The organism is Stenotrophomonas sp. ZAC14D2_NAIMI4_7, from assembly GCF_003086675.1.
Classification (GTDB): Bacteria; Pseudomonadota; Gammaproteobacteria; order Xanthomonadales; family Xanthomonadaceae; genus Stenotrophomonas.
Genome location: NZ_CP025995.1, coordinates 1,307,493 through 1,328,077 on the forward strand (window position 1 = coordinate 1,307,493; position 20,585 = coordinate 1,328,077).

A 20,585-nucleotide genomic window follows, 5' to 3' on the forward strand; every position below is an offset into this window, starting at 1 on the left:
GACTGAACTGATGGATGTGCTGCTCGCCAACCCGCGTGGTTTCTGTGCCGGTGTCGATCGTGCGATCGAGATCGTCAAGCGCGCGATCGAAACGCTGGGCGCGCCCATCTACGTCCGCCATGAAGTGGTGCACAACCGCTTCGTGGTCGATGACCTGAAGCAGCGCGGCGCGATCTTCGTCGAGGAACTGGACGAAGTGCCGGACAACAACACGGTCATCTTCAGCGCGCACGGTGTCTCCCAGGCCGTGCGCCAGGAAGCCGAGCGCCGTGGCCTGAAGGTGTTCGATGCCACCTGCCCGCTGGTGACCAAGGTGCATTTCGAAGTGGCCCGCCACTGCCGCGCCGGCCGTGACGTGGTGCTGATCGGCCATGCCGGCCACCCGGAAGTGGAAGGCACGATGGGCCAGTGGAACCGCGAAGCGGGCACCGGCCAGATCTATCTGGTGGAAGACGTGGAGCAGGTGGCGACGCTGGAGATCAACCAGCCGCAGAACTTCGCCTACACCACCCAGACCACGCTGTCGGTGGACGACACGCGCGGCATCATCGAGGCGCTGCGCGAGCGGTTCCCGGAGATGCAGGGCCCGAAGAACGACGACATCTGCTACGCCACGCAGAACCGCCAGGACGCCGTGCGCGACCTGGCCAAGCGCTGCGACCTGGTGCTGGTGGTCGGTTCGCCGAACAGCTCCAATTCCAACCGCCTGAGTGAACTGGCGCGCCGTGAAGGCGTGGAGTCGTACCTGATCGATGGTGCGCACGAGATCGACCCGCGCTGGGTGGAAGGCAAGCAGCACATCGGCGTGACCGCCGGTGCATCGGCACCGCAGGTGCTGGTGGATGGCGTGCTGGCGCGCCTGGCCGAGCTGGGCGCCACCGGCGTGGGCGAACTGGATGGCGAACCGGAATCGATGGTGTTCGCACTGCCGAAGGAACTGCGGCTGCGGTTGGTTGACTGACCGGCAATCCCCTTGGTGGGTGCGAACCGACACTGACCTGGTGGGTGCGAACCTTGGTTCGCACTCTCTTGCCATGAATTCCATCCACGCATGGCGTGGATCTACTGCCGGCCGCGACTCACTCGTAGATCCACGCGACGCGTGGACAGGCGCCCCGGGACCGGGGCATCACCAGTAGATCCACGCCATGCGTGGATACCGCCACCCACCCATGACCTTCGGCCATGGGGCCGAACGCGCGACAGGCCTGTAACGGGTACTTCCTGCGTAGAGGTTGGTGGACTGATCGGCCATTGCCTGGGTCGGATTGGTCCTGCCTCAATGACGTGTGGCCCCTGTAACTCGGGTTTGCGATGAGGTGTCGTGCCTTGCTCGTTGCCTGAGCCTTTTCGCTGCCACTACCTCAAGGTCGACGACGAAAGTCGCTCGCTGAGTTCACAATCTCGGTCCAATCAGCGCAAGAGTTGGCGCGGTCTGCATGACATTGCGTCAGATTATTCCTTGTTTGATGCGCTTCCCATTCTTGGTTTCTGGTCGCTGAGTAGCCTCGCACACGGTCCTTTCGTTCGAGGTTTGTATGGTTGGAAATACCTCCCAGGTCAGCGGTCGATTCATCGCGTCTTGCTGTACGCAGTTCTTCTGTCCACCGCCCGCTTCCATGGAGTGCGCGAGTGATTCAACGTGGGGCGCCCATCGACTTCGCGTCGAGATTCCCGGCTCTCTTGCCGAGTGCTCACCTCGAAATCTGGGGCATTCAGCCTGCCGCCTGTCGACTCCTATTCGACTGCCCTGGGTAGAACTTCTCTGTCACAGGCTCAACACACAGGGGGACAGACCAGGAGTGTTCGGGCGCATGCATAACAGCGGATTGCAGCGTTTGGCAGCAATCGTCGCGCCAACGGCAATGGCGGGTATTGCAAGCGGCTACTTCAACATTGCGCGTGCGCTTGGCTGCGATGCAAAGCAACGCTCCAGTTTCTGCTGGCTGGGGAGTGAGGGGCCTGTCGCATCGGCTGGGGTATTTGGCCCCGCCGACCGGATTTTCGAACAACTGGCAGATTTGCAGGAATTCATTGACCAGACCGCGGATTGTAATCCGGCCTGGCGGGCAGAAGCCATTGCCTATCAATTGTTCATGATACATCCGTTGGCCGACGGCAACGGCAGGGCGGTGAGGGCGCTGACAATTGGATTCCATCGACGGTACCAGTGTGTGGAGGCGCTTTATCTTTTCTGGTGTCTGAAGTACTTCAGAAGAACCTTGTTTGATCAATGGAAGATGTCGCGATGCATCGGGAAATTCATCTGTGCAGAAGGATCATTCTTTCGATGGCAGGACAGCGCGACTGCGTTGAATGACGCATTCGAATCCCTCCTGCGCCAAGGCCTTCCCAGGCAGGTCGTCGCCGCGCTGTGCCTTCACGGCGAGGTGACCGTCGGGTCTGTGAGGGCATGCGACGGCGGTATTGGCGACAAGGCAGCCCTCCGGATGGTGGTGCGCTGGCAGGAATGGTGCCAGCGGGAAGGTGGAAAACAATTGGCGCTCTTGGATGCGGCGATCCGTTCCATGACCGTTTCTTCTCGCTCATCGGAGGCCAAGGACGATGTCCGTGTTGCTGCGTAGGTCCATTGCGAGGGTGTTGGCTGTAGCGTCTCTGCTTGCAGGTGGGACAGCGCAGGGGCATTGGATACAGGAACAGCAGCGCTGGGCTGTGTCGCCGTTTGACACCACAGGAACCAGCAACCTGCCGCCAATCGATGCGCTTCCGCCAGATCCGGAACCCCAGCCAGAACCCGAGCCAGAACCGCAGCCAGATCCCGGTCCTGACGTTCCTCCAGACCCGCCAGACAACGAAGGTGGCGTTGGCGGAGATGGGGAGACCCAGCCGAGTGCCCGCTGCGTAGAGCTTCTCGCAAGCCGGCCGAGCGCCTGTCCAAATCCAATTCCACTTCCTCAAGGACCATACTATGGCGAGGAATCGATTCCTGGCTCAACCGTTTTCCATTCGTCTTCAATTCGCATGGCCATTGGGTTTGCCAGGAAGAATGCCCCTTGGAACGGGGTAACCATTGAACCCCATGAAAGTGCCAGGTCATTCCTCGAGGCGGCCCTGCAGGAGCAGACCGACAACTTCTCATCAGGGATGAGCCTGGCCGAGGCCAATTCCAAGTTCCGGACCCACCTCGCGTTGGCCTGCGATCTTCAGGTTGGCGCTGCCAATGCCAACAGGAACAGCATTACACCAACGAAGCCCGAGGAGTTCTGCTTTGAAATGCTGAAGGCGTTCGACTCAGAGGCAAACGATGAAAAGAACTTCATCATGTGGTTTGCAGAGTACTCGAGGTTGACGGGCATTCCGCTGGATGCATACGTTCCCTACGGAATTGTCGGTATGGAAGATGCCAAGAACTCGATTGGAGAGAAATGGAGACGGGTATCCGAGGATTCGACCTGCTCGCACTGGTGGCGTGAATTCAGTGACAACGTCTGCGAGGTGCCACGATGATGGCAAGGCCGCTTGTTCTGTTGGGCTTACTCTCGCTTTGTTCGTGCGGCGGCTCCGGCGGAGAGCATCAGGGTGTTGCACGAAGTACTGATGACAAGCAGGAGGAAGCACACCAGTCCGCGCGTTCCAGCGTGCGAGCGCCGCCAGCCAAAGCAAGGATTGCAGCGGTGACGCCTCGCATCGAGTCGTACTTATGCGGGCTGGATTGCGCGGGGGCTGGACCGCTCGATGCACGCACTGCGGCGGAGGCCATGTGGTTGATCAAGCACGGATATCCCAGTGCGTTCGACCGGGATCGTCTCCAGTCACTCTCGCGGGCAGAGCTGCTGCAGCTGGTCGGTTCGGGTAGTTTGCCGGGTGCCGTTGAGCTTGGTAAGAGAGTCGCGCTTGAAGATAATGTTCTGGATGGGAAGATAATCCTTCGTCAGCAGGCTAATGCAGGGAACATGTACGCGTATTATGGATTGGCTGATGTAAGCGCGAACTCGCAGCCACGAAGTCTGGTGGACGCTGCTGCCTACCTGCGAATGGCTTACATGCTCGGTGACGACAAGGCCGCGTCGGAGATTGCCAAGCTGCGGCTGACGTCCGCTGAACTGGTGGCGGCCGATAAGCGTGCTTCCCATCTCTTCGGGGGTTACGCCGGCGAGCAGGCAAGGGATCCGAGGCCGCAGAAATAGGCCTGTTTGTGTCCCGGCTGCAAGTGTTGGGCCGGTGTCAGGAACGTGCACCCGTCAAGAATGACGGGGGCCATTGAGACGACAATCAGAGACCACGCGTCCAAACAGGGTCTCACCCAAGTGGCCTGCCAGGTCGATGATCGGCCTGGCAGGCAGCTTTCCTGATGGACCTGCCTCAACCGTTCCCGCACCCATGACCTTCGGCCATGGGGCCGCACGCCCTACAGGCCTAGCATCGGTACCTCTACCGTTGCTGGAACCTGCCTGATGAAGACCCGTGCCCTGGTGATGTCCGTGCTGTTCGCGCTGGGCGCCACGCCTGCGCTGGCGCAGACCTCGCCGCCGGGCGATGCCGCCGCGCCCGGCCTGCTGCGCATCGATGTGGACGCGCGCGACCTGGCCCGCCGCATCTTCAAGGTGACCGCCACCGTGCCGGCCAAGCCCGGCCCGATGACCCTGCTGTACCCGCAGTGGATTCCCGGCAACCATTCGCCCACCGGTCCCATCGACAAGCTGGCCGGCCTGCGGGTGACCGCCAACGGCAAGCCGCTGGCGTGGCAGCGCGACCAGTACAACGTCTACGCGTTCAAGGTGGACGTGCCCGAAGGCGTGAGCGAGATCGTGGCCCACTTCGATTTCCTGTCCTCGCAGGGCGGCAGCCAGGGCAGGGTGGTGATGACCCCGGAAATGCTGAACCTGCAATGGAATGCCAATTCGCTGTACCCGGCCGGCGTGGACGCGCGCAACCTGCAGGCGCAGGCCAGCGTCACCCTGCCCAAGGGCTGGGGCTACGCCACCGCACTGGAAACCGCGCGCCGCGACGGCGACACCGTGGTGTTCAAGCCGATTGCCTACGACCACCTGGTCGATTCACCGCTGTTCGCCGGCGAGCACCACCAGCGCATCGACCTGGACCCCGGCGCCAAGGTGCCGGTGCACCTGAATGTCTTTGCCGACGATGCCAAATCGCTCAAGCCCACCGATGCGCAGATCAAGCTGCATCGCGCGCTGGTGCAGCAGGCCGACAAGCTCTACGGTGCGCGCCATTACGATCACTACGAATTCCTGCTGGCGCTGACCGACCGCCTGGGCGGCATCGGCCTGGAGCACCACCGTTCCAGCGAAAACAGCGCGGCCCCCGGCTACTTCACCGAATGGGACAGCAACGCGTGGATGCGCGATCTGCTGCCGCACGAGTACACCCATTCCTGGAACGGCAAGTACCGCCGCGGCGCAGACCTGGCTACCGCCAACTTCAATACGCCCATGGGTGACAGCCTGTTGTGGGTGTACGAAGGCCAGACCCAGTTCTGGGGCCAGGTGCTGGCCGCGCGCTCGGGCCTGTGGTCGGTCGAGCAGGCCCGCGACATGCTGGCCAACGTGGCCGCCACCTATGATCGCGGCCGTCCCGGCCTGGCCTGGCGCCCGCTGCAGGACACCACCAACGATCCCACCATCGCCCAGCGCCGCACGTTGCCGTACCGCAACTACCAGATGAGCGAGGACTACTACTCCGGCGGGCAGATGCTGTGGCTGGAAGTGGACGGCAAGCTGCGCACGCTCAGCGGCAACCGCCGCAGCCTGGACGATTTCGCGCGCGCCTTCTTCGGCGTCGGCAACGGCGACTGGAACGTCAACCCGTACACCTTCGATGACGTGGTAGCGACCTTGAACGGTATTGCGCCTTACGACTGGTCCAGCTTCCTGCGCCAGCGCCTGGATGGCCAGGGCTCGCTCACCGGTGGCCTGGCACTGGCCGGTTGGAAGCTGGTCTACCGCGATACCCCCAACGAGGCCTACAAGGCGCAGGAGAAGCGCGCCAAGGCCGCGCTGCTGGCGTATTCGCTGGGCGCCACCGTGATGGATACCGGCGTGGTGGGCGATGTGATCTGGGACAGCCCGGCGTTCAATGCAGGGCTGGCACCGGGCATGCGGGTGATGGCCGTGGGCGGGCGCGAATACAGCAGCGAACGCCTGAAGGACGCGGTGGCCGCCGCGGCCAAGGACAAGGCGCCGATCGTGCTGCTGGTGAAGCAGTTCGACCGCATCGACAGCATGACCATCGATTACCACGGTGGCCTGCAGTACCCGGTGCTGGAACGCGTTGCCGGTACGCCTGATCGCCTTGCGGATCTGTGGAAGGCGCGATGAGCTTCGGCCGCCGCGATGGATTGATCCTGGTGGTGGCCGTGCTGGCCATCATCGGCGCGTTCCTGCAGGGCGAGGGGCGGTGGCTGCATTGGTTTGCCAAGCCGGCTACCACGCTGCTGATCGCCGGCATTGCCTGGCAGGCGCGGCCGGCGGCATCACCGTTCTACCGGCGTGCGGTGCTGGCCGGCATGGCGCTGTCGTGCCTGGGTGATATCGCGCTGATGCTGCCGGTGGATGCCTTCGTGCCGGGCCTGGTCGCGTTCCTGCTGGCGCACCTGTGCTACATCGCCGCGTTCCGCGACGGCCTGCACGCAGGGCGCGGCTTGCTGGCCGCCGCACTGCTGCTGGGTGCGTTCGCCATCGGCAATGTGCTGGCGCTATGGCCGCACCTGCCGGTACCGCTGCGCGTTCCGGTGTTGGCCTACGTGGCGGTGCTGGCCTCGATGGCGGTGTTGGCGCTGGCGCGGCATTGGCAGCGCCCGCGGCTGCCGCTGGTGCAGGCTGGTAGCGCGCGCTGGGCGGCGGTCGGTGGTCTGCTGTTCGTGGCCAGCGATTCGCTGCTGGCGTGGGATCGCTTTGGCGACGGCCTGCCGTTGGCGGGTTTGCTGGTGCTGGGCACGTATTACGGCGCGCAGTACGCCATCGCCCGATCGGTAGCCCGCGCGTAGCGTCGAGCCACGCTCGACTTCGCGCTATGTAGAGTCGAGCCATGCTCGACTTCGCGCTATGTAGAGTCGAGCCATGCTCGACGCTACAAAAGGCGTGTCAGCGGAACTGCAGGGTGAACAGGAAATACCGGCCCAGCGGATCATCCAGCCCGGCCACCTGGCCACCGCTGCCCGGCAGGTAGTTCACCGGCTCGGTATCCAGCACGTTGTGCACGTCCAATGCGGCCACCACGCGCGGGCTCAACCGGCGCGCCACGTGCAGGTTCCAGCGCAGCTGCGCCGGGTTCATGCAATGCCCTTCGCCACGCTGGTCGTCCGGGCAGGTTTCGCCGGCCAGCCAGGCGCGCATGCGGCCCACGCGGTTGCCGCGCAGGGCGATGTCCCAGTTCGGGTTCTGCCATTGCACGGTCAGTATCGCGGTGCGTTCCGGCGTGGCATGGCCGCGCAGATCCACTGCGTCTTCGTGGCTGCGCTCGCGCTTCAGTTCCTGTTGCTTCAGCGCATCCAGCGCGAACTGCCATTGCCCGTTGGCGCCGCTGTCGATGCGGTACTCGCCGCGCAGCACCCAGTTGCGCGAGGTGGTGCGTCCAATGTTGTCGAAGGACAGGCGCAGATCGCGCAGCCGGCCCTGGTCGTCCAGTACCCAGGTATCGCGGTTCCACAGCGCATCACCCGGCTGCAGCGCCAGGATCTCGTTATGCAGCTCCACGATGTTGTGGGTCAGCGTAAGCGCGAACGCGTCGCTGGGCGTCCAGCTGGCCGCCAGCGAATGGCTGCGCGAGGTCTCGGCCTTCAGTCCATCGTTTTCCACCACGTCCACCTGCACCGCGCAGCCGCCACCGCGCAGCGGCCGCGCGCAGGGTGGCAGCGTGTCCGAAGCGGGCAGGGCGACCAGGCCGAAATAGCCCGGTGGCCGGCGCCGCTCGAACAGGCTGGGCGCTCGGAAGCCGCGGCCGCTGGCCAGCAGGAACGACCAGTGCTCGCTGGCGCTCCAGCGCAGGCCGGCGCGCGGTGAAAACGCGGTCTGCCCGGCATCGCGGTCCACGCGCGCGGCCAGGTCGACGCGCAGGCTGTGCGCCAGCGGCAGCCCCAGTTCGGCATAGGCGGCACTGCTGTTGCGCGACAGCCGGCGTTGTTCCATCGGCAAGCCCAGCGCCAGCTCGCCCTTGCCCAGCAGCGGGTCCGGCTGCGAGGTCCAGCGCTCCTGGCGCAGATCGATGCCGGTGGCCAGCTGCGCCGCACCGCCGGGCAGGGCCATCAGGTTGCGCTGTATGCCCCACCAGCCCTGCCATTGTTCGGTACGGCCACGGCTGTGGATGGTTGGGAACAGGTCGTCGGCCAGGCCTGGTGGCAACGTGGAAAAGCCCGGCAGGAAATCGAAGTCGCGCGCCGCTTCCAGCAGCTTCTCGCTGCGCACCACGCCATCGGTGGTCAGGCTCACCTCGCTGCGCTGCGCGCTCACGCCGGCTTCCCAGCTGCGGCCCGCCTGCTGGCGGCCAACGCCCACGGTCAGATCGCCTTCGCTGGCGCGCACGCGCGGGCGCACGCTGCCGCCTTCCTGCAGCACCACGTTGAGAATGGCCGTGCGGTTGAAGTTCAACGCCACTGCCGTTGGGCCCAGTTCAAAGCGCTGGCGGTTGTAGCTGCCACGCGCTTCCACATACGCGTAGCGCCCTTCGCCGCGTTCGTGGCGGTAGCGCAGGTAGCCGGCCACGGTGTCCGACGCCGGCTGCAGCGAGCGCGGGCGCACGTTGTCGAACCAGCAGCCCTGGTCGTCTTCCTGTAGTGGCAGGTGACATTCGGTGGCTGGGTAGTAATCGCCATTGGCCATCAACAGCCCGATCGGATACAGCGAGGTATCGGCATGCCAGTCGCGGCGATCGCCGGCCACGTGCTGCATGCGGTGCAGATCGAGACCGGCGAACCAACGGTCACCATTGCTGCGCACACCGCCGGTGGCGCCCTGCACGCGGTACTGCTGGCCATCGCCGTGGCCACTGGCGCCGGTCTGCAGCATGGCCTCGCTGCCCTCGGCTTGGTCGCGCAGGATGATGTTGACCACGCCGGACATGGCATCGGCGCCGTAGATGGCCGACGCACCACCGCGCACCAGTTCGATGCGTTCGATGAAGCTGAGCGGCAGGCCGCCCAGATCGGTCAGCGCGCCGTCGGCCAGCGACACCATCGGGTAGCGCGGCAGGCGCCGGCCGTTGACCAGAAACAGGGTGGCGCGCGGGCCCATGCCGTCCAGGCTGGTGGTGGCCGCCGCGCCCACCGGCAGGTACAGCGAATCACCGCCGCGGGCGGTACTCAGCGGGGTGTGGCCGTTCATGCCAGGCAGGTGGCGCAGCAGGTCGAACAGCGTGCCGTAGCCGCTGCGCAGGATGTCGTCGCGGTCGACAACGGTCACCGGCAGCGTGGTCTGCACGGAGGTGCGCGGCAGGCGGCTGCCGGTCACCTGCACCGGCGCCAGTTCCACCTGCGGTGCTACCGGTGGCGGTGGGGGCGGCGCAGGCGTGGGTGCTTTCCCCGGGCGCGGTGGTGGCGCTGCCGCATGCCGGCGCAGCACGTAGCCACCGGCCGGGGTCTGCAGGATGTTCACCGGCATGCCGGCCACCAGTTGCTTCAGCGCCGCGGCGGGGCTCTGCCGGCCCTGCACGCCGGTGGTGCGCAGGTCGGCCAGTTCACGTGCATCGAAGATCAGCGATACGCCGCTGTGCCGCGCCCAGGCCTGCAGCGCCGGTACCAGCGGGCCGGCGCCAATGTGGTAATCACTGCTGGCGGCCGGTTCGCCGGCGTGCGCCATGCCCGCCTGGCCCGGCACCACGGCCAGGCACAGCAGGGCCAGCAGCAGCCCCGCGCGCAGCGCCTGCGCGGCCGGCATGCGCCGCGGCCTCAGTACACGCGGCGCAGTTCCAGCGCGCCATCCTTGCGCGGCTGGCCAGCGATGGACCACCCCAGCTGCAGGGCGGACAGCAGTTCATGCGCATCCCCTGCGCGGAAGCTGCCGCTGACGGCCAGATCGGCAATGTCCGGGTCGGCAATCACCAGCGGCGTGCTGCCGTAGCGGTTCATGCGTTCCACCACCACCGACAGCGGCGTCGCGTCGAACACCAGGTCGCCCTGCGGCCAGCCTTCGGCGGCGGCGGTGGTGGACAACTGCGGGCCCGGCTGGATGCGGCCAGAGGCCAGCACCTGCAACTGCTGGCCCGGTGCCAGCGTGTGCTGGGCACTGCCGCTGGTCACTTCCACTGCGCCTTCCAGCAAGGCCACTTCCACGCGGCCATCGTTCAGGCGTTCCACCTGGAAGGTGGTGCCGATATCGCGGATGCTGCTGTTGCCGGCCTGCAGGCGCAGGGCCCGCGACGACGCTGCCACTTCCAGCTGCACGCGGCCCTGGTCCAACTGCAGTTCACGCGTGCGCCAGCCGAAGCGGGCGCTGAGCGCGCTGCCGGCATCGAGCGTGGCCACGCTGCCATCGGCCAGGATCTGCCGCTGCACGGCATGGGTGGTATTGGCGTATACGCGGGTGGACGGATTGCCGTCCATGTACAGCAACCAGCCGGCCGTTGCGGCCAGGCCGATGCCGGCGGCCACCACCATCGGCAGCCAGCGGCGGCGCGCGGGGTGGACCCCGGCCGGAGCGTTGTCGCGCGGTACGCCGCGTGGCGGCTGTTGCAGTACCACGGTCCCTTCCTTGTTCTCGTTGCGAATCATTCGCAGTCTCCATGGTGGTGGAGAGGATTGCGGCCCAGCTCCTTGCGTAGCCCGCGCAACGCACGGGCACAGTGCGGATTCTGCCTGAGCGCGCGTGGCGGTTGAAGTGCCGGCGGTCATGCCGCCGCGCCGGGTGCTGCGGCAGGAGCGCCGGCGCGCTATGGTCGGGGCAGGATTCCCACGCAGGCCCGCCCATGCAGATCGCCGTATTCAGCGCCCGCCCGTACGATCGCCGCTTCCTGGACGAGGCCAGCGCGCAGCAGGGCGCGGGGCAGGGCCATGAACTGGTCTACTTCGATGCCGCGCTGGACCTTCACACCGCGCCGCTGGCGCAGGGCTGCACCGCGGTCTGCGTGTTCGTGAACGACCAGTTGGATGCGCCGGTGCTGCAGGCCCTGCACGCCGGCGGCGTGCGCGCGGTACTGCTGCGCTGCGCCGGCTTCAACAACGTGGACGTGGCCGAAGCGCAGCGGCTGGGCCTGTTCGTGGCGCGGGTGCCGGCCTATTCGCCCGAAGCGGTGGCCGAGCACGCGCTGGCGCTGGTCATGACCCTGAACCGCCACACCCACCGCGCCTACAACCGCGTGCGCGAAGGCAACTTCATGCTGGACGGCCTGCTGGGCCGCACCCTGCATGGCCGCACCGTGGGCATCGTCGGCACCGGCAAGATCGGCCTGGCCACCGCCCGTATTTTCCGCGGCATGGGCTGCACCGTGCTGGGGCACGATCCGTACCCGTCGGCAGCGTTCGCCAGCGTGGGCGACAGCGTGGCGCTGGATGAGTTGCTGGCGCGCGCCGATATCGTGTCGCTGCATTGCCCGCTGACGCCGGACACCCACCACCTGATCAACGATGCCTCGCTGGCGCGCATGAAGCCCGGCGCGATGCTGGTGAACACCTCGCGCGGCGCCCTGGTGGACACCCACGCGGTGATCCGCGCGCTGAAGTCGCGGCGGCTGGGCCAGTTGGCCATTGATGTCTACGAGCAGGAAAGCGCGCTGTTCTTCCAGGACCTGTCCGGCGAGATCATCGACGACGAAGCCTTCCAGCGCCTGATGACCTTCCCCAACGTGCTGGTGACCGGCCACCAGGGCTTCTTCACCGTAGAGGCGCTGCAGGAGATCTCGGCGATCACCCTGGGCAACCTGGCCGATTTCACCGCCGGCCGGGACTGCGCCAACCAGGTGCGGGCGGATTGACCGCAGGGCTGGGCTGCCCGTAAAATTGCGTGCTCAGCCGGAATAGCTCAGTTGGTAGAGCGGCGCATTCGTAATGCGTAGGTCGCAGGTTCGACTCCTGTTTCCGGCACCAGGTGTATGAAAAGCCCCGGCCTTGGTCGGGGCTTTTTGTTTGGGCCGGCACCGCCGGGCCACGCCCGGCGGAATGCAGGTTCACCAGTAGTGCCAGCCCATGGCTGGCAGCCCCGGATTCCCACCACCGGCCCGCGGCCGGTGTGACGCACAATCAGGTCGTCGTTACCGCCGTTGGATATGTGCAGCCTAGGAGAGGCTATTCCATCTCGACGGGAGAGTCGCGCCAACGCAAACTGCGGTTCTGGTGCTTGAGCCAGAACCCGTCAAACGTTCATTTTCCCACGCGGCAAGATGGCGGCTGGCAAGTTGATCTGAACCGGCGATTTTTCAATGCGAACGCAGCGGGACAAAAGCTGCACATGCCAGCATCGACCGAAAAATGACTAAAGCGAGACTGCGGGGACTGGACACTGCTGATTGGGATTCTGCGCTCAAGACCCATCAAGAGTCCGGCCTGTTTGGTTGTTACTTTCAAGCTTCCATTGGGCCAGATGATAGCCATGGGGCGGACCTTTTTGGCTTCACCGCATGCAACGGGAGTGGCTCGAACGCATGGAGGATGAGGGTAAGTCCATTCCAAAGCTTGTCATCGTAGATGACGTCAGCTTTGAAGCAGTTGAGCGCGCGGTCCTGCGCGTGTGTGCGACTGTGCCTGATGGGACGTGGGCAGAAATGGCCAGCAAGCTGGCTGAAATGATGGATTGGGAGTTTGAAGGCTATGTGCCCTTGATCGGCGAGGAGTAGGTGTGGCGAGCGACAGTGGACCGAAATGACGCAGTGAAAGGTGGATGAACCAGCGGTTCCTGCACGCCCCGCATCATGGATTCAGGACGATGAAGAACATTCTTAATGTCACGGTGTTGTGCCTGACAATCACGGCATGTGCTGGTTCGTTTCGGCGTGCGGAGCCTCTGGACTTCAGTCTCTCGTTGACTGACAGTCTCGCAGAGAGACAATACGACGTTGTCCTGACGTCTGCAGCGGCCGTGCCGTTGTGCCTTTCCAAGGAGGGCTGGCCTGGCCCGGATGGGACCTTCCTGACGGGGTATAAGGGGGCCATCCTGACCACGACCGCAGGCCCGATCCATCCAAAAACTGTCCTGACAGCATTCTGTCCGGACGGATGCGGTGAAGTCCGTCTGGAGCCAGGCCAGACACTGCGCGGCAACATTACTTACGCGGCGTTTGGCAGTGCCGACGACATAGCAGAAGATTCAGCGCGCTCCCTATCATTCACCGTGTATCCGTACTACTGCTGGCGGTCCGCGAGGTTACACATTGGCGACAGACCCTAACTCCCCGTTACAGGCCCAAGTGCGGTAGGTTTCAGCGAAAGAGGGGGGGCTTACGCCACAGATGCTTCAACCGCCGAAGGCGTTGGTGTCGTGGCTTCCAGAGAGGGGGCGACGCTGGGTGGCGAGGAATCTGTTGGCGTGGGCGAGTGGCGGCGTTGGCAGCTGCCGTCATTGGGAGCTCGCAGGGACTATTGGATGTCCGAGACCAGAATATTTGTCGACTTCAACAACAAGAATCCTGATGGGTTCCTGAGGCTCAATCCTGCTGGGATGACGGAGGGTCTGAGCAGCATTGACGATGTAGCCAGGCAGAATGCTTATCCCGTTGAACGAAATGGACATGCTGTTCGCGGTGTCTGGCGCTGAATCAAGCTGATTCCGTACATCGAGTTCTTTCTTGGGCTGGGGAGGCGATTGCACGGAAGCGCGCCGATGTCGGTTCTTGCCACCAGTGGTGGATGCCACGATGTGACAGGCTCTTTCCGCTGAGTCCGCGCCCGTCAGCTCCAAAGCGCGTTGATGCCGAGCTTTCACCACATCACCAATGCGGTATTGATGCGTTCTGCGACGAACGTCTCGCGATGCCGCTTGCAATCGGCTTGCGAAGTGAAGAGTCTGCGCAAGCAGCGCTCGTGTTGGACACTGCGCCGCTCGGGGCAACGTTTTGTATGGAAGCTATTAAGAGGGGATGGAGTGTGCGCAAAGCTTTACTTTTTATATTTGCCTTGATTGGGATGTCGGCCGCTTTCAGTTCCAATGCCGAGGAGGTTGCGACTCGATGCACCGGGGAGTACCCCTACCAGAACAGACCTTGTGACCAAGGACAGGCCTATTTGGAGGTCCGCCGCACCCACTTAGCGTGGTTGAAGGTAAGGTCTGACTTCTATCCTATGCATGTTCGTTTGACTGACGGCATTACGGGCCTGTACGAGTGGATGTGCGGGACCAACATTCCTTGGGTGCCCGTAACCGGATGTGGAGAGGCGTACTTTCGACCTCAGGACTTATGCGCGAACCGACCTTCGTTGAGCCTCCCCGGTGCACCAGCTGGGCAAAAAAACTGCGATCAGGGCTGTGAGTACACCGCTGCTGGCAATGGGCAGTCAACGCCAACGGGCGCAGTGTGTCTGCCGCCGGATTGTCCGAGCAGCGACGGCTCGGGATGCGGAAAAGCGGTTGCAGAGCTGCAAGGCGCCGCAATGCCTTCGACCGACCCGCGTCACCTGTTCCATCTGCAGCAGACCTGCATTGCCAAGGGCTCGTGTGAGATCCGGTGCCAGATGGACAACTGTCAGTGGATGGATCACGTGATCCCGGCGTTCGTAGATCCCTATCTTGAGAAGAGGGGCCTTTGGCCGTTCGTGGAGGCATCGTGCAGTGCGGTCAACACCCTTCTGGATGGATTCAACGGCGGAAAGTGGGTGGCCAACCAGGAGTGTTTCGCTAGCATGGGGTGGTATCACGTGCAGGTCGATCTCCGAGGTGCTCTGGAGGCGTTAGGCTGCGGGTCTCAGCGCGACTGGAACATGGTTGGCCAGCGTATCGTTCCCTGCTTGATGGAAACGCAGCCAGGTAATCCCCGTGCCTATCATCAGGTAGGCGGCATTTTTGTCCATCTTGCACGTGAGCGGGTCCGGCAGAAATGCATCAGTTCCCGCCAAAACGATGGGCTTCCGGTAGATATCAATCAAGAGATGGGTGGCAAAGTATGCATGGCCGAATGATCATCTTCACGCTTCTCGCGCTGCTGTCATTTGATGCCGGCGCGCAGACCGCAGATCGCCCCGAGTGGAGCATTCGTGCTTCGATCGGAAGTGTCGATCTGATCGGTGAGTGGGAATTGTCGACCTTGCTGGAGAATAGTACTTCCGAGGAAGTGCTCGACGGCGCAGCGGTGTCTCAAGTAGGCGTCGAGATGGGGTCGTCATTCCAGCTGAGCGTAAAGCTTGTGAGTCCCAGTGGGCAGGTAAGCGACATAACCGGATCATCGAAGTTGATGTATCGCCCCAAGGCATGCATGACGGTGGCAGCCAATGGCGTTGCCACGGTTGTGCCTGACGCGAATGCTCTTTGGGCGTGCGAGAAGGGGGACCCAATTCCATTGACGATCATCTATGCGGATCCTTCTTCAAAGATTGCCACGATGAACGTCTATCTCTTGCGGGCAGATTGACCACTGGCTCTGCCAAGAAGTGTGGTGGCGCCCGTCCAGAGGGCAGTGAGTTGATGGCGCGTCCCGCACAGGCGGGCGCGCCAGCTTGTTCGGGACCCACGGCACAAGCGCCGGTCACAATGTGGAGCGATGGGAACACCGTCGTTATCGTCGATAAAGGGGCGGGTTCATCTGGCGGCTCATACTCAAGGTCGGGCATGGGCGGTTTGGACTCCATTGTGGAGTTGAGAGGCTTACGAGGTGATATGAATTTCTCAAGTTCCAAGCTCGCCCTGGTGATCTCATTTGTCGCAATGTCCGGCGTAACCGCTTGCGGCGATGGAAAGATTCACGCCCCCACGGACAGCGGGCCGCTGGATGCCTGCTTCCATCGGGTGAGCAATTCTTCGCGATGCGGAACAAGCTTTGCGAGATTGAACGCAAACCCTCGCTCGGCAGTCGGCAAGGATGTGGTGTTGGTTGGGTATCTGGCCGTCAGGAATGGGTTGCCAGTCCTGTTTCCTAGCGAAGACGACTATTCGAACGATGTTGTATTCAACGCCGTCGAGCTCAGAGGGGCGGGCTCGGAAATGCTCGATGGCAAGTGGTACCGGATGGTCATCGTGCAATCGCGCTTCTCGCTGTCTGAAGGTCCGCAAGAGCCGTGGCTCGGTGTAATGAGTGGCGTGAGCAAGGTCGACGCGATGTTGCCAGTCGAGAGAGAAGATCCGACGGCGCTACGGGTCCACATTGATTCCATCAGAGACCGGTCAGGCAGATAGTCTGAGAGGTGTGCATCCTGGGCCGAGGGGCGCATGCAGTCGCCCAAGGGAGTATCTGGCGCTGCCATGGTTTTCTGGTCGCGACCGCCCACGCCGCCTGCTACGCTTCACCCTGAAACCGCGCCGGGCGGTTACAGGGACCGTAAACCATGGCATCAGTAAGCACACTGCGCCGTTTCACTGCCTTTTCCATCATCGGCATCGCTACGGCGCTTTCCGTCCCCGCATTGGCCGCACAACCCGATGCGCCCGCGCCGCAGGCCACCGCCGCACAACCGATCAACGCCACCAATTTCGTGCGCTTCACCCAGTCGCTGGAAGCATCGCCCCAGCAGCCGGGCGCGCAGGAACTTCGGGTGTCGATGCTGCGTTGGCTGGCGGAGACGCCCGATTACATGGTGACCCTCTGCCAGGTCATGAACCTGCCTGACCAGGATGAGGCAGCCAAGAAGATCGGCCTGGATCTGCTGATGCAGCAGAGCTTCGGGAACCTCGCCTTCCAGATAGACCAGCGCGAAAGCAGCGATCAGCTCAGCCGACAGGTGGCCGGTGTGGAGAGCGCGCTGCGCGCCTACGCGGCCTTCATTGCAGCCGATCCTGCGCTGCGCATTGCGGCCATGGATACGTTGGCCGCGCAGCAGAAGGCCGGCACGCTGCGCGCGCATCTGGCGCCTGTGGTGAAGGCGGAATGCGGTGCCAGCGACAACACGGTCATGCTCAACCCGGAAACGGCAGGTCAGGGCGCGTCTGCGCCGTCGCCGTTCCTGGGCGGTTTCCTGCGCGCGACCAACGTGGTTTACCCCCTGCAGGTGGGGCAGTGGAAGGCGTTGGGCGAGCGCCGCTACGACGATGTCGCGGGTGGTGCGTCGGTGCGCTTTCAGCAGGCCGGCAACGAGGACGGCTGGATCGATGTGTACTTCTACCCGGTGGGTGTGCTGGACCAGGAACAGCGGGCCGGTCTGCTTGAAGGAGAGCGCAAGGGTTTGCTGGAGGCGCGCAGCGCAGCGCTGGCGGGGCGCGATGATATGTCGCGTGTGCAGACGGTGACCTTGAAGGTCGCACCGGCGCAACCGGACGCGGCGGCCAGTATCGAGGCCAGCGTGCTGGATTTCGGTTTCGTGCGCGATGGCAAGGAGTACAGTTCGGTAATGCTGCTCGCCATTGACCGCTTGTATGCCATCAAGCTGCGCTACAGCGTGCCGACTGCAACGGTGAACCGTAAGGCGGCGCGCGGCGAGGTTGAAACCTTTGCTGCGGCCCTCTTGCCGCAGCTGGATATCAGTAATTCCGGTGGCTGTGGCAGTGTTCCCGTTACCGCACGTGATCGACTGCGCCTGGGCTGCACCGGCACCGACCCGGTGCTACCGGTGGTAGGCGAGGGGCAGCGGGAAATGCGCTTCGAATACCCACCGCCACGTGAGGCCGCGCGGCACTGAAGCAGGCTGGGCAGCTCCCTACTCGCCACCTATCTTCACCCGCCGGCGCCATGCCGCACGAACTGACCACGCTGGCGCATGGCCCGCCACCATTCATGTTCCAGCTCCCACAGATCCGGTACATGCTCGCGCGAATTCTCGAACACGATAATCACCATGCGCTTCGGCGAGTTATCGACCAGTAATACCGGTTTATCCCCGGCATAGAGTTCGAAATGGCGCGCCCCGCGCGCGGCGGGGCTGACGCGCAGCCCGTCGGCGCTGCGTTCCTGCGCAAACTGCGCGGCTTCCTGCCACATCTGCAGGAAGTTCGGCACGGTCTGCTTGCTGTAGCTGTTTACGCGGAGTGCCGGTTCCGGCAGATACAGATGGCCGGCAAGCAGGCCTAGCAGCATCACGACGGCTGTCGGAATGGACGCCGCCGCGCCCCCGGCTACGGTTGCACCTGCAGGCAGGTGGCCGCATGCGCGGTCAGTGCAATGCAGGCCAGCATCAAACCTTCCATGCTGCGGTCGCCCAGCGTGTCTCCGGGCTGGCCGGCCTGCCGGGTGCGCTCGGCCGCCAGCAGCATCTGCTGCACGGTAGCCAGGCCGGCCAGGGCGCAGTCGGCGTCGGCCAGTTGCAGGCGCCGGCCGGGCGGCAGGGCGCGTTCGGGCCAGGGCTGGCCATTGGCGGCCGCACCGGCCTGGATGCGCCGCAGCGTGGGGATGAAGGTGCTGGGGTCGGTGGCGGGTTCGCCAACGGGCGCCGCGCGGCGGGCGTTCAGATCAGGAAATTCCGATGCGTTCATGGCAGATGCTCCGTGCAAAACACAAAGCGCCACCGCAGGGGTGGCGGACGGTACGTGGCGGCAAAAACCGGGTCTGACGAATCCGGCGGGTGCATGCGAACACGCACCCCCACGCACCGCCCGCCAAAGAACGCGGACGGATTGCCAGCCGGCGCCACGCAGAGGTGGCGCCGACTGGCAAGCGTAAACACTCGTCAGACATTGGGTTTGCCGACCCGGCCACTCGCTTTCAGTGGCATGCCATGGTGTGCACAGCCCGCGAGCGGCTGCCAAGGGCAGATTGCGTCAACGCAGGGGTGCTTTACGCTTCGGCGGCATTTTGGCACGCCGGCCCGCCGCCCGAAACGCCCGCCCGGCAAGGCCGGGGGCTATCAGGCCCGGTTCAAAAGGCCAGCGCCGCCCGCATCGAACAGGTCAGCCCGCCCGGCGAACCCAGAGCCCAAACCCAAGGCGATCACGACAAAACGGCGCCAACTGCCGCAGATAGCCGCCCGCGGCCCCGGCCAGTGCGCCGCAGGCCAACCGCCCCGCGACCCGCAGCCCGCGCCCGGCGTGCAGCCGCAGCCAGGGCAGGGTGGCTAGCAGTTGCGCCCCCAGCAGCAGCGCCAGCACGTCCAGCCCCAGCACATCCATCAGCCCCAGCAGCGGCGCCAGTTCCGGGTTGCAGGCCAGCAGTACCACCAGCGCGGCGCCCAGCAGGGCAAGGGTGCGGCGCACGGCGGGTGTGCTGAGCCAGCGGAGCAGGGCAGTCATCAGGGCATCCTTGCGAAGAGGGGCATCTGTCACGCAGTCTTGGTGCGGCAGCGGCTCAGTTCAAGTACGCTGAACAGGTTCAGCATACTTTGCCGAATCCGGTCCCCAGCGCCCGCAAACGGGGCGCCCTGCGCGCGGTGCGACAACGTGTCGCAGCGATATCCGGCCGATTCCTGCGCTGGATCATTGTCAATGCCTTTCTTAAATGATGCGTGACGGCCTAAAATTGAAAGGCTGACTCGACCCCACCTCACTGCCTGTCTCAACCACAGGCGGGACCGGCTTTTGCCGGAGCGGGCAGGACGGGGAACGGCATTCCCTCGCAATTGGATCGACCGATGATTCCGTTGAAAACCCTTGGGCGCTGGTTGCGCCCGGGCCTGCTGCTCGCACTGCTGGTGATGCTCACCGGCTGCGATGCCGTGGCCATCCTCAGTCCGAAGGGCCAGATCGGCCAGGACGAGAAGACCCTGCTGATCACGGCTGTCGTGCTCATGCTGCTGGTCGTCGTCCCGGTCATCGTCATGACCCTGACCTTCGCGTGGAAGTACCGCGCTTCCAACACCAAGGCCCGTTACGAGCCGAAGTGGTCGCATTCCACGGCGATCGAGGTGGTGGTGTGGTCGATCCCCTGCATGATCGTGCTGGTGCTGGCGGTCCTGACCTGGCGTTCGTCGCACGCACTGGACCCGTACAAGCCGCTGGAATCGGACGTCAAGCCGGTCACCATCGAGGCGATCTCGCTGGACTGGAAGTGGCTGTTCATCTATCCGGAAGAGAAGGTTGCGGTCGTCAACGAGATCAAGTTCCCGGTGAACACCCCGCTGAACTTCAAGATCACGTCGGACACGGTGATGAATGCGTTCTTCATTCCGCACCTGGGCAGCATGATCTATTCGATGGCGGCGATGGAAACCAAGCTGCACCTGATCGCCAACGAAACCGGTGAATTCCCGGGCATGTCCTCGCACTACAGCGGCGCGGGCTTCGCCAAGATGCATTTCACCGCCTATTCGGTAACCGATGCCGAGTACCGCCAGTGGCTGGACCAGGTACGTGCCGGCGAGCAGACCCTGGACAAGACCAGCTTCAAGGCCCTGGGTGATGCGAAGAATTCCGAGTGGTACCCGGTCACCTACTTCGGCAAGACCGAAGAAGGCCTGTTCGACTGGGTCATTGCCAAGCACATGGGCGACAACCAGCACTACGGCATGAAGCATTCGCATGCCGGTGCGGCTTCCGCCGATGCTGCCAGCCATGAAGCGCACGAGGGGCACACCCCCAGTGACGCGCATGATTCCAAGGAATCGGGTGAAAACCTGGATGCCACCGAACACGAACACGCAGGCCATGCCGGCCACGCGGGTTCGGGAGAATGAA

18 protein-coding genes and 1 tRNA gene are annotated in these 20,585 nt (G+C 64.0%); 14 read left to right on the top strand and 5 right to left on the bottom strand.

Annotation, left to right across the window (positions count from 1 at the left end; all coding sequences use genetic code 11):
• Window positions 1-10 precede the first annotated feature (10 nt).
• From ispH to C1922_RS06120, 6 genes are all read left to right on the top strand, one after another.
• Complete coding sequence (gene ispH, locus C1922_RS06090; protein ID WP_108748947.1) at window positions 11-961, top strand: 4-hydroxy-3-methylbut-2-enyl diphosphate reductase; 951 nt, start codon at window positions 11-13, stop codon at window positions 959-961.
• 853 nt (window positions 962-1,814) lie between these two features.
• Window positions 1,815-2,585 carry a Fic family protein gene (locus tag C1922_RS06095; RefSeq protein ID WP_159091866.1) on the top strand — a complete coding sequence of 257 codons (771 nt, stop codon included), beginning with the start codon at window positions 1,815-1,817 and terminating at the stop codon, window positions 2,583-2,585.
• On the top strand, window positions 2,566-3,468 hold the full coding sequence (locus C1922_RS20505; RefSeq protein WP_199912234.1) for a hypothetical protein: 903 nt from the start codon (window positions 2,566-2,568) through the stop codon (window positions 3,466-3,468). Before C1922_RS06095 ends, C1922_RS20505 begins: the two co-directional genes overlap by 20 nt.
• 251 nt (window positions 3,469-3,719) lie before the next feature.
• Window positions 3,720-4,148 (top strand): hypothetical protein, encoded by a 429-nt coding sequence (locus tag C1922_RS06110; RefSeq protein WP_159091868.1) that lies wholly within the window; start codon window positions 3,720-3,722, stop codon window positions 4,146-4,148.
• 267 nt (window positions 4,149-4,415) lie between these two features.
• Window positions 4,416-6,299 carry a M61 family metallopeptidase gene (locus C1922_RS06115; RefSeq protein WP_108748951.1) on the top strand — a complete coding sequence of 628 codons (1,884 nt, stop codon included), beginning with the start codon at window positions 4,416-4,418 and terminating at the stop codon, window positions 6,297-6,299.
• Complete coding sequence (locus C1922_RS06120; RefSeq protein ID WP_108748952.1) at window positions 6,296-6,967, top strand: lysoplasmalogenase; 672 nt, start codon at window positions 6,296-6,298, stop codon at window positions 6,965-6,967. The genes C1922_RS06115 and C1922_RS06120 overlap by 4 nt, the downstream gene beginning before the upstream one ends.
• A 97-nt stretch (window positions 6,968-7,064) precedes the next feature.
• Here C1922_RS06120 and C1922_RS06125 read toward each other — a convergent pair whose 3' ends face one another.
• Window positions 7,065-9,851: a TonB-dependent receptor gene (locus C1922_RS06125; RefSeq protein WP_108748953.1), complete on the bottom strand. Its 2,787-nt coding sequence runs from the start codon at window positions 9,849-9,851 to the stop codon at window positions 7,065-7,067.
• A gap of 11 nt (window positions 9,852-9,862) precedes the next feature.
• Complete coding sequence (locus C1922_RS06130; RefSeq protein ID WP_234413469.1) at window positions 9,863-10,684, bottom strand: FecR domain-containing protein; 822 nt, start codon at window positions 10,682-10,684, stop codon at window positions 9,863-9,865.
• 194 nt (window positions 10,685-10,878) lie between these two features.
• Here C1922_RS06130 and C1922_RS06135 point away from each other — a divergent pair, with 194 nt between their 5' ends.
• The 7 genes from C1922_RS06135 (at window position 10,879) to C1922_RS06165 (ending at window position 17,662) form a co-directional block, all read left to right on the top strand.
• The gene (locus C1922_RS06135; RefSeq protein WP_108748954.1) at window positions 10,879-11,883 is read left to right on the top strand and encodes a 2-hydroxyacid dehydrogenase; all 1,005 of its coding nucleotides are present in this window, start codon (window positions 10,879-10,881) and stop codon (window positions 11,881-11,883) included.
• A 36-nt stretch (window positions 11,884-11,919) separates the two neighbouring features.
• Window positions 11,920-11,995 (top strand) — tRNA-Thr (locus C1922_RS06140).
• A 530-nt stretch (window positions 11,996-12,525) separates the two neighbouring features.
• Entirely contained in the window at window positions 12,526-12,741 is a 216-nt protein-coding gene (locus C1922_RS06145; protein WP_108748955.1) for an Imm8 family immunity protein, read from the top strand.
• Window positions 12,742-14,491: 1,750 nt separating this feature from the next.
• Window positions 14,492-15,016 (top strand): hypothetical protein, encoded by a 525-nt coding sequence (locus tag C1922_RS06150; RefSeq protein ID WP_108748956.1) that lies wholly within the window; start codon window positions 14,492-14,494, stop codon window positions 15,014-15,016.
• Window positions 15,013-15,465, top strand: coding sequence for a hypothetical protein (locus tag C1922_RS06155; protein WP_108748957.1), 453 nt, complete (start codon window positions 15,013-15,015; stop codon window positions 15,463-15,465). The genes C1922_RS06150 and C1922_RS06155 overlap by 4 nt, the downstream gene beginning before the upstream one ends.
• Before the next feature lie 245 nt (window positions 15,466-15,710).
• The gene (locus C1922_RS20335; protein WP_159091871.1) at window positions 15,711-16,226 is read left to right on the top strand and encodes a hypothetical protein; all 516 of its coding nucleotides are present in this window, start codon (window positions 15,711-15,713) and stop codon (window positions 16,224-16,226) included.
• A 149-nt stretch (window positions 16,227-16,375) separates the two neighbouring features.
• A complete protein-coding gene (locus C1922_RS06165) occupies window positions 16,376-17,662 on the top strand; it encodes a hypothetical protein (RefSeq protein WP_159091873.1) in 1,287 nt (428 codons plus the stop codon).
• 35 nt (window positions 17,663-17,697) lie between these two features.
• On the opposite strand, the gene C1922_RS06170 is transcribed toward C1922_RS06165, so the two are convergent.
• The 3 genes from C1922_RS06170 to C1922_RS06180 all read right to left on the bottom strand — a co-directional run bounded on the left by C1922_RS06170 (window position 17,698) and on the right by C1922_RS06180 (window position 19,205).
• Window positions 17,698-18,057, bottom strand: coding sequence for a hypothetical protein (locus C1922_RS06170; RefSeq protein WP_108748960.1), 360 nt, complete (start codon window positions 18,055-18,057; stop codon window positions 17,698-17,700).
• Window positions 18,058-18,095: 38 nt separating this feature from the next.
• Entirely contained in the window at window positions 18,096-18,452 is a 357-nt protein-coding gene (locus tag C1922_RS06175) for a hypothetical protein (RefSeq protein WP_108748961.1), read from the bottom strand.
• Between the two features lie 414 nt (window positions 18,453-18,866).
• A complete protein-coding gene (locus tag C1922_RS06180) occupies window positions 18,867-19,205 on the bottom strand; it encodes a hypothetical protein (RefSeq protein ID WP_108748962.1) in 339 nt (112 codons plus the stop codon).
• A gap of 338 nt (window positions 19,206-19,543) precedes the next feature.
• Between C1922_RS06180 and cyoA the strand changes: the two genes are divergently transcribed.
• On the top strand, window positions 19,544-20,584 hold the full coding sequence (cyoA, locus tag C1922_RS06185) for a ubiquinol oxidase subunit II (RefSeq protein WP_108748963.1): 1,041 nt from the start codon (window positions 19,544-19,546) through the stop codon (window positions 20,582-20,584).
• The last annotated feature ends 1 nt before the right edge of the window (window position 20,585 follow it).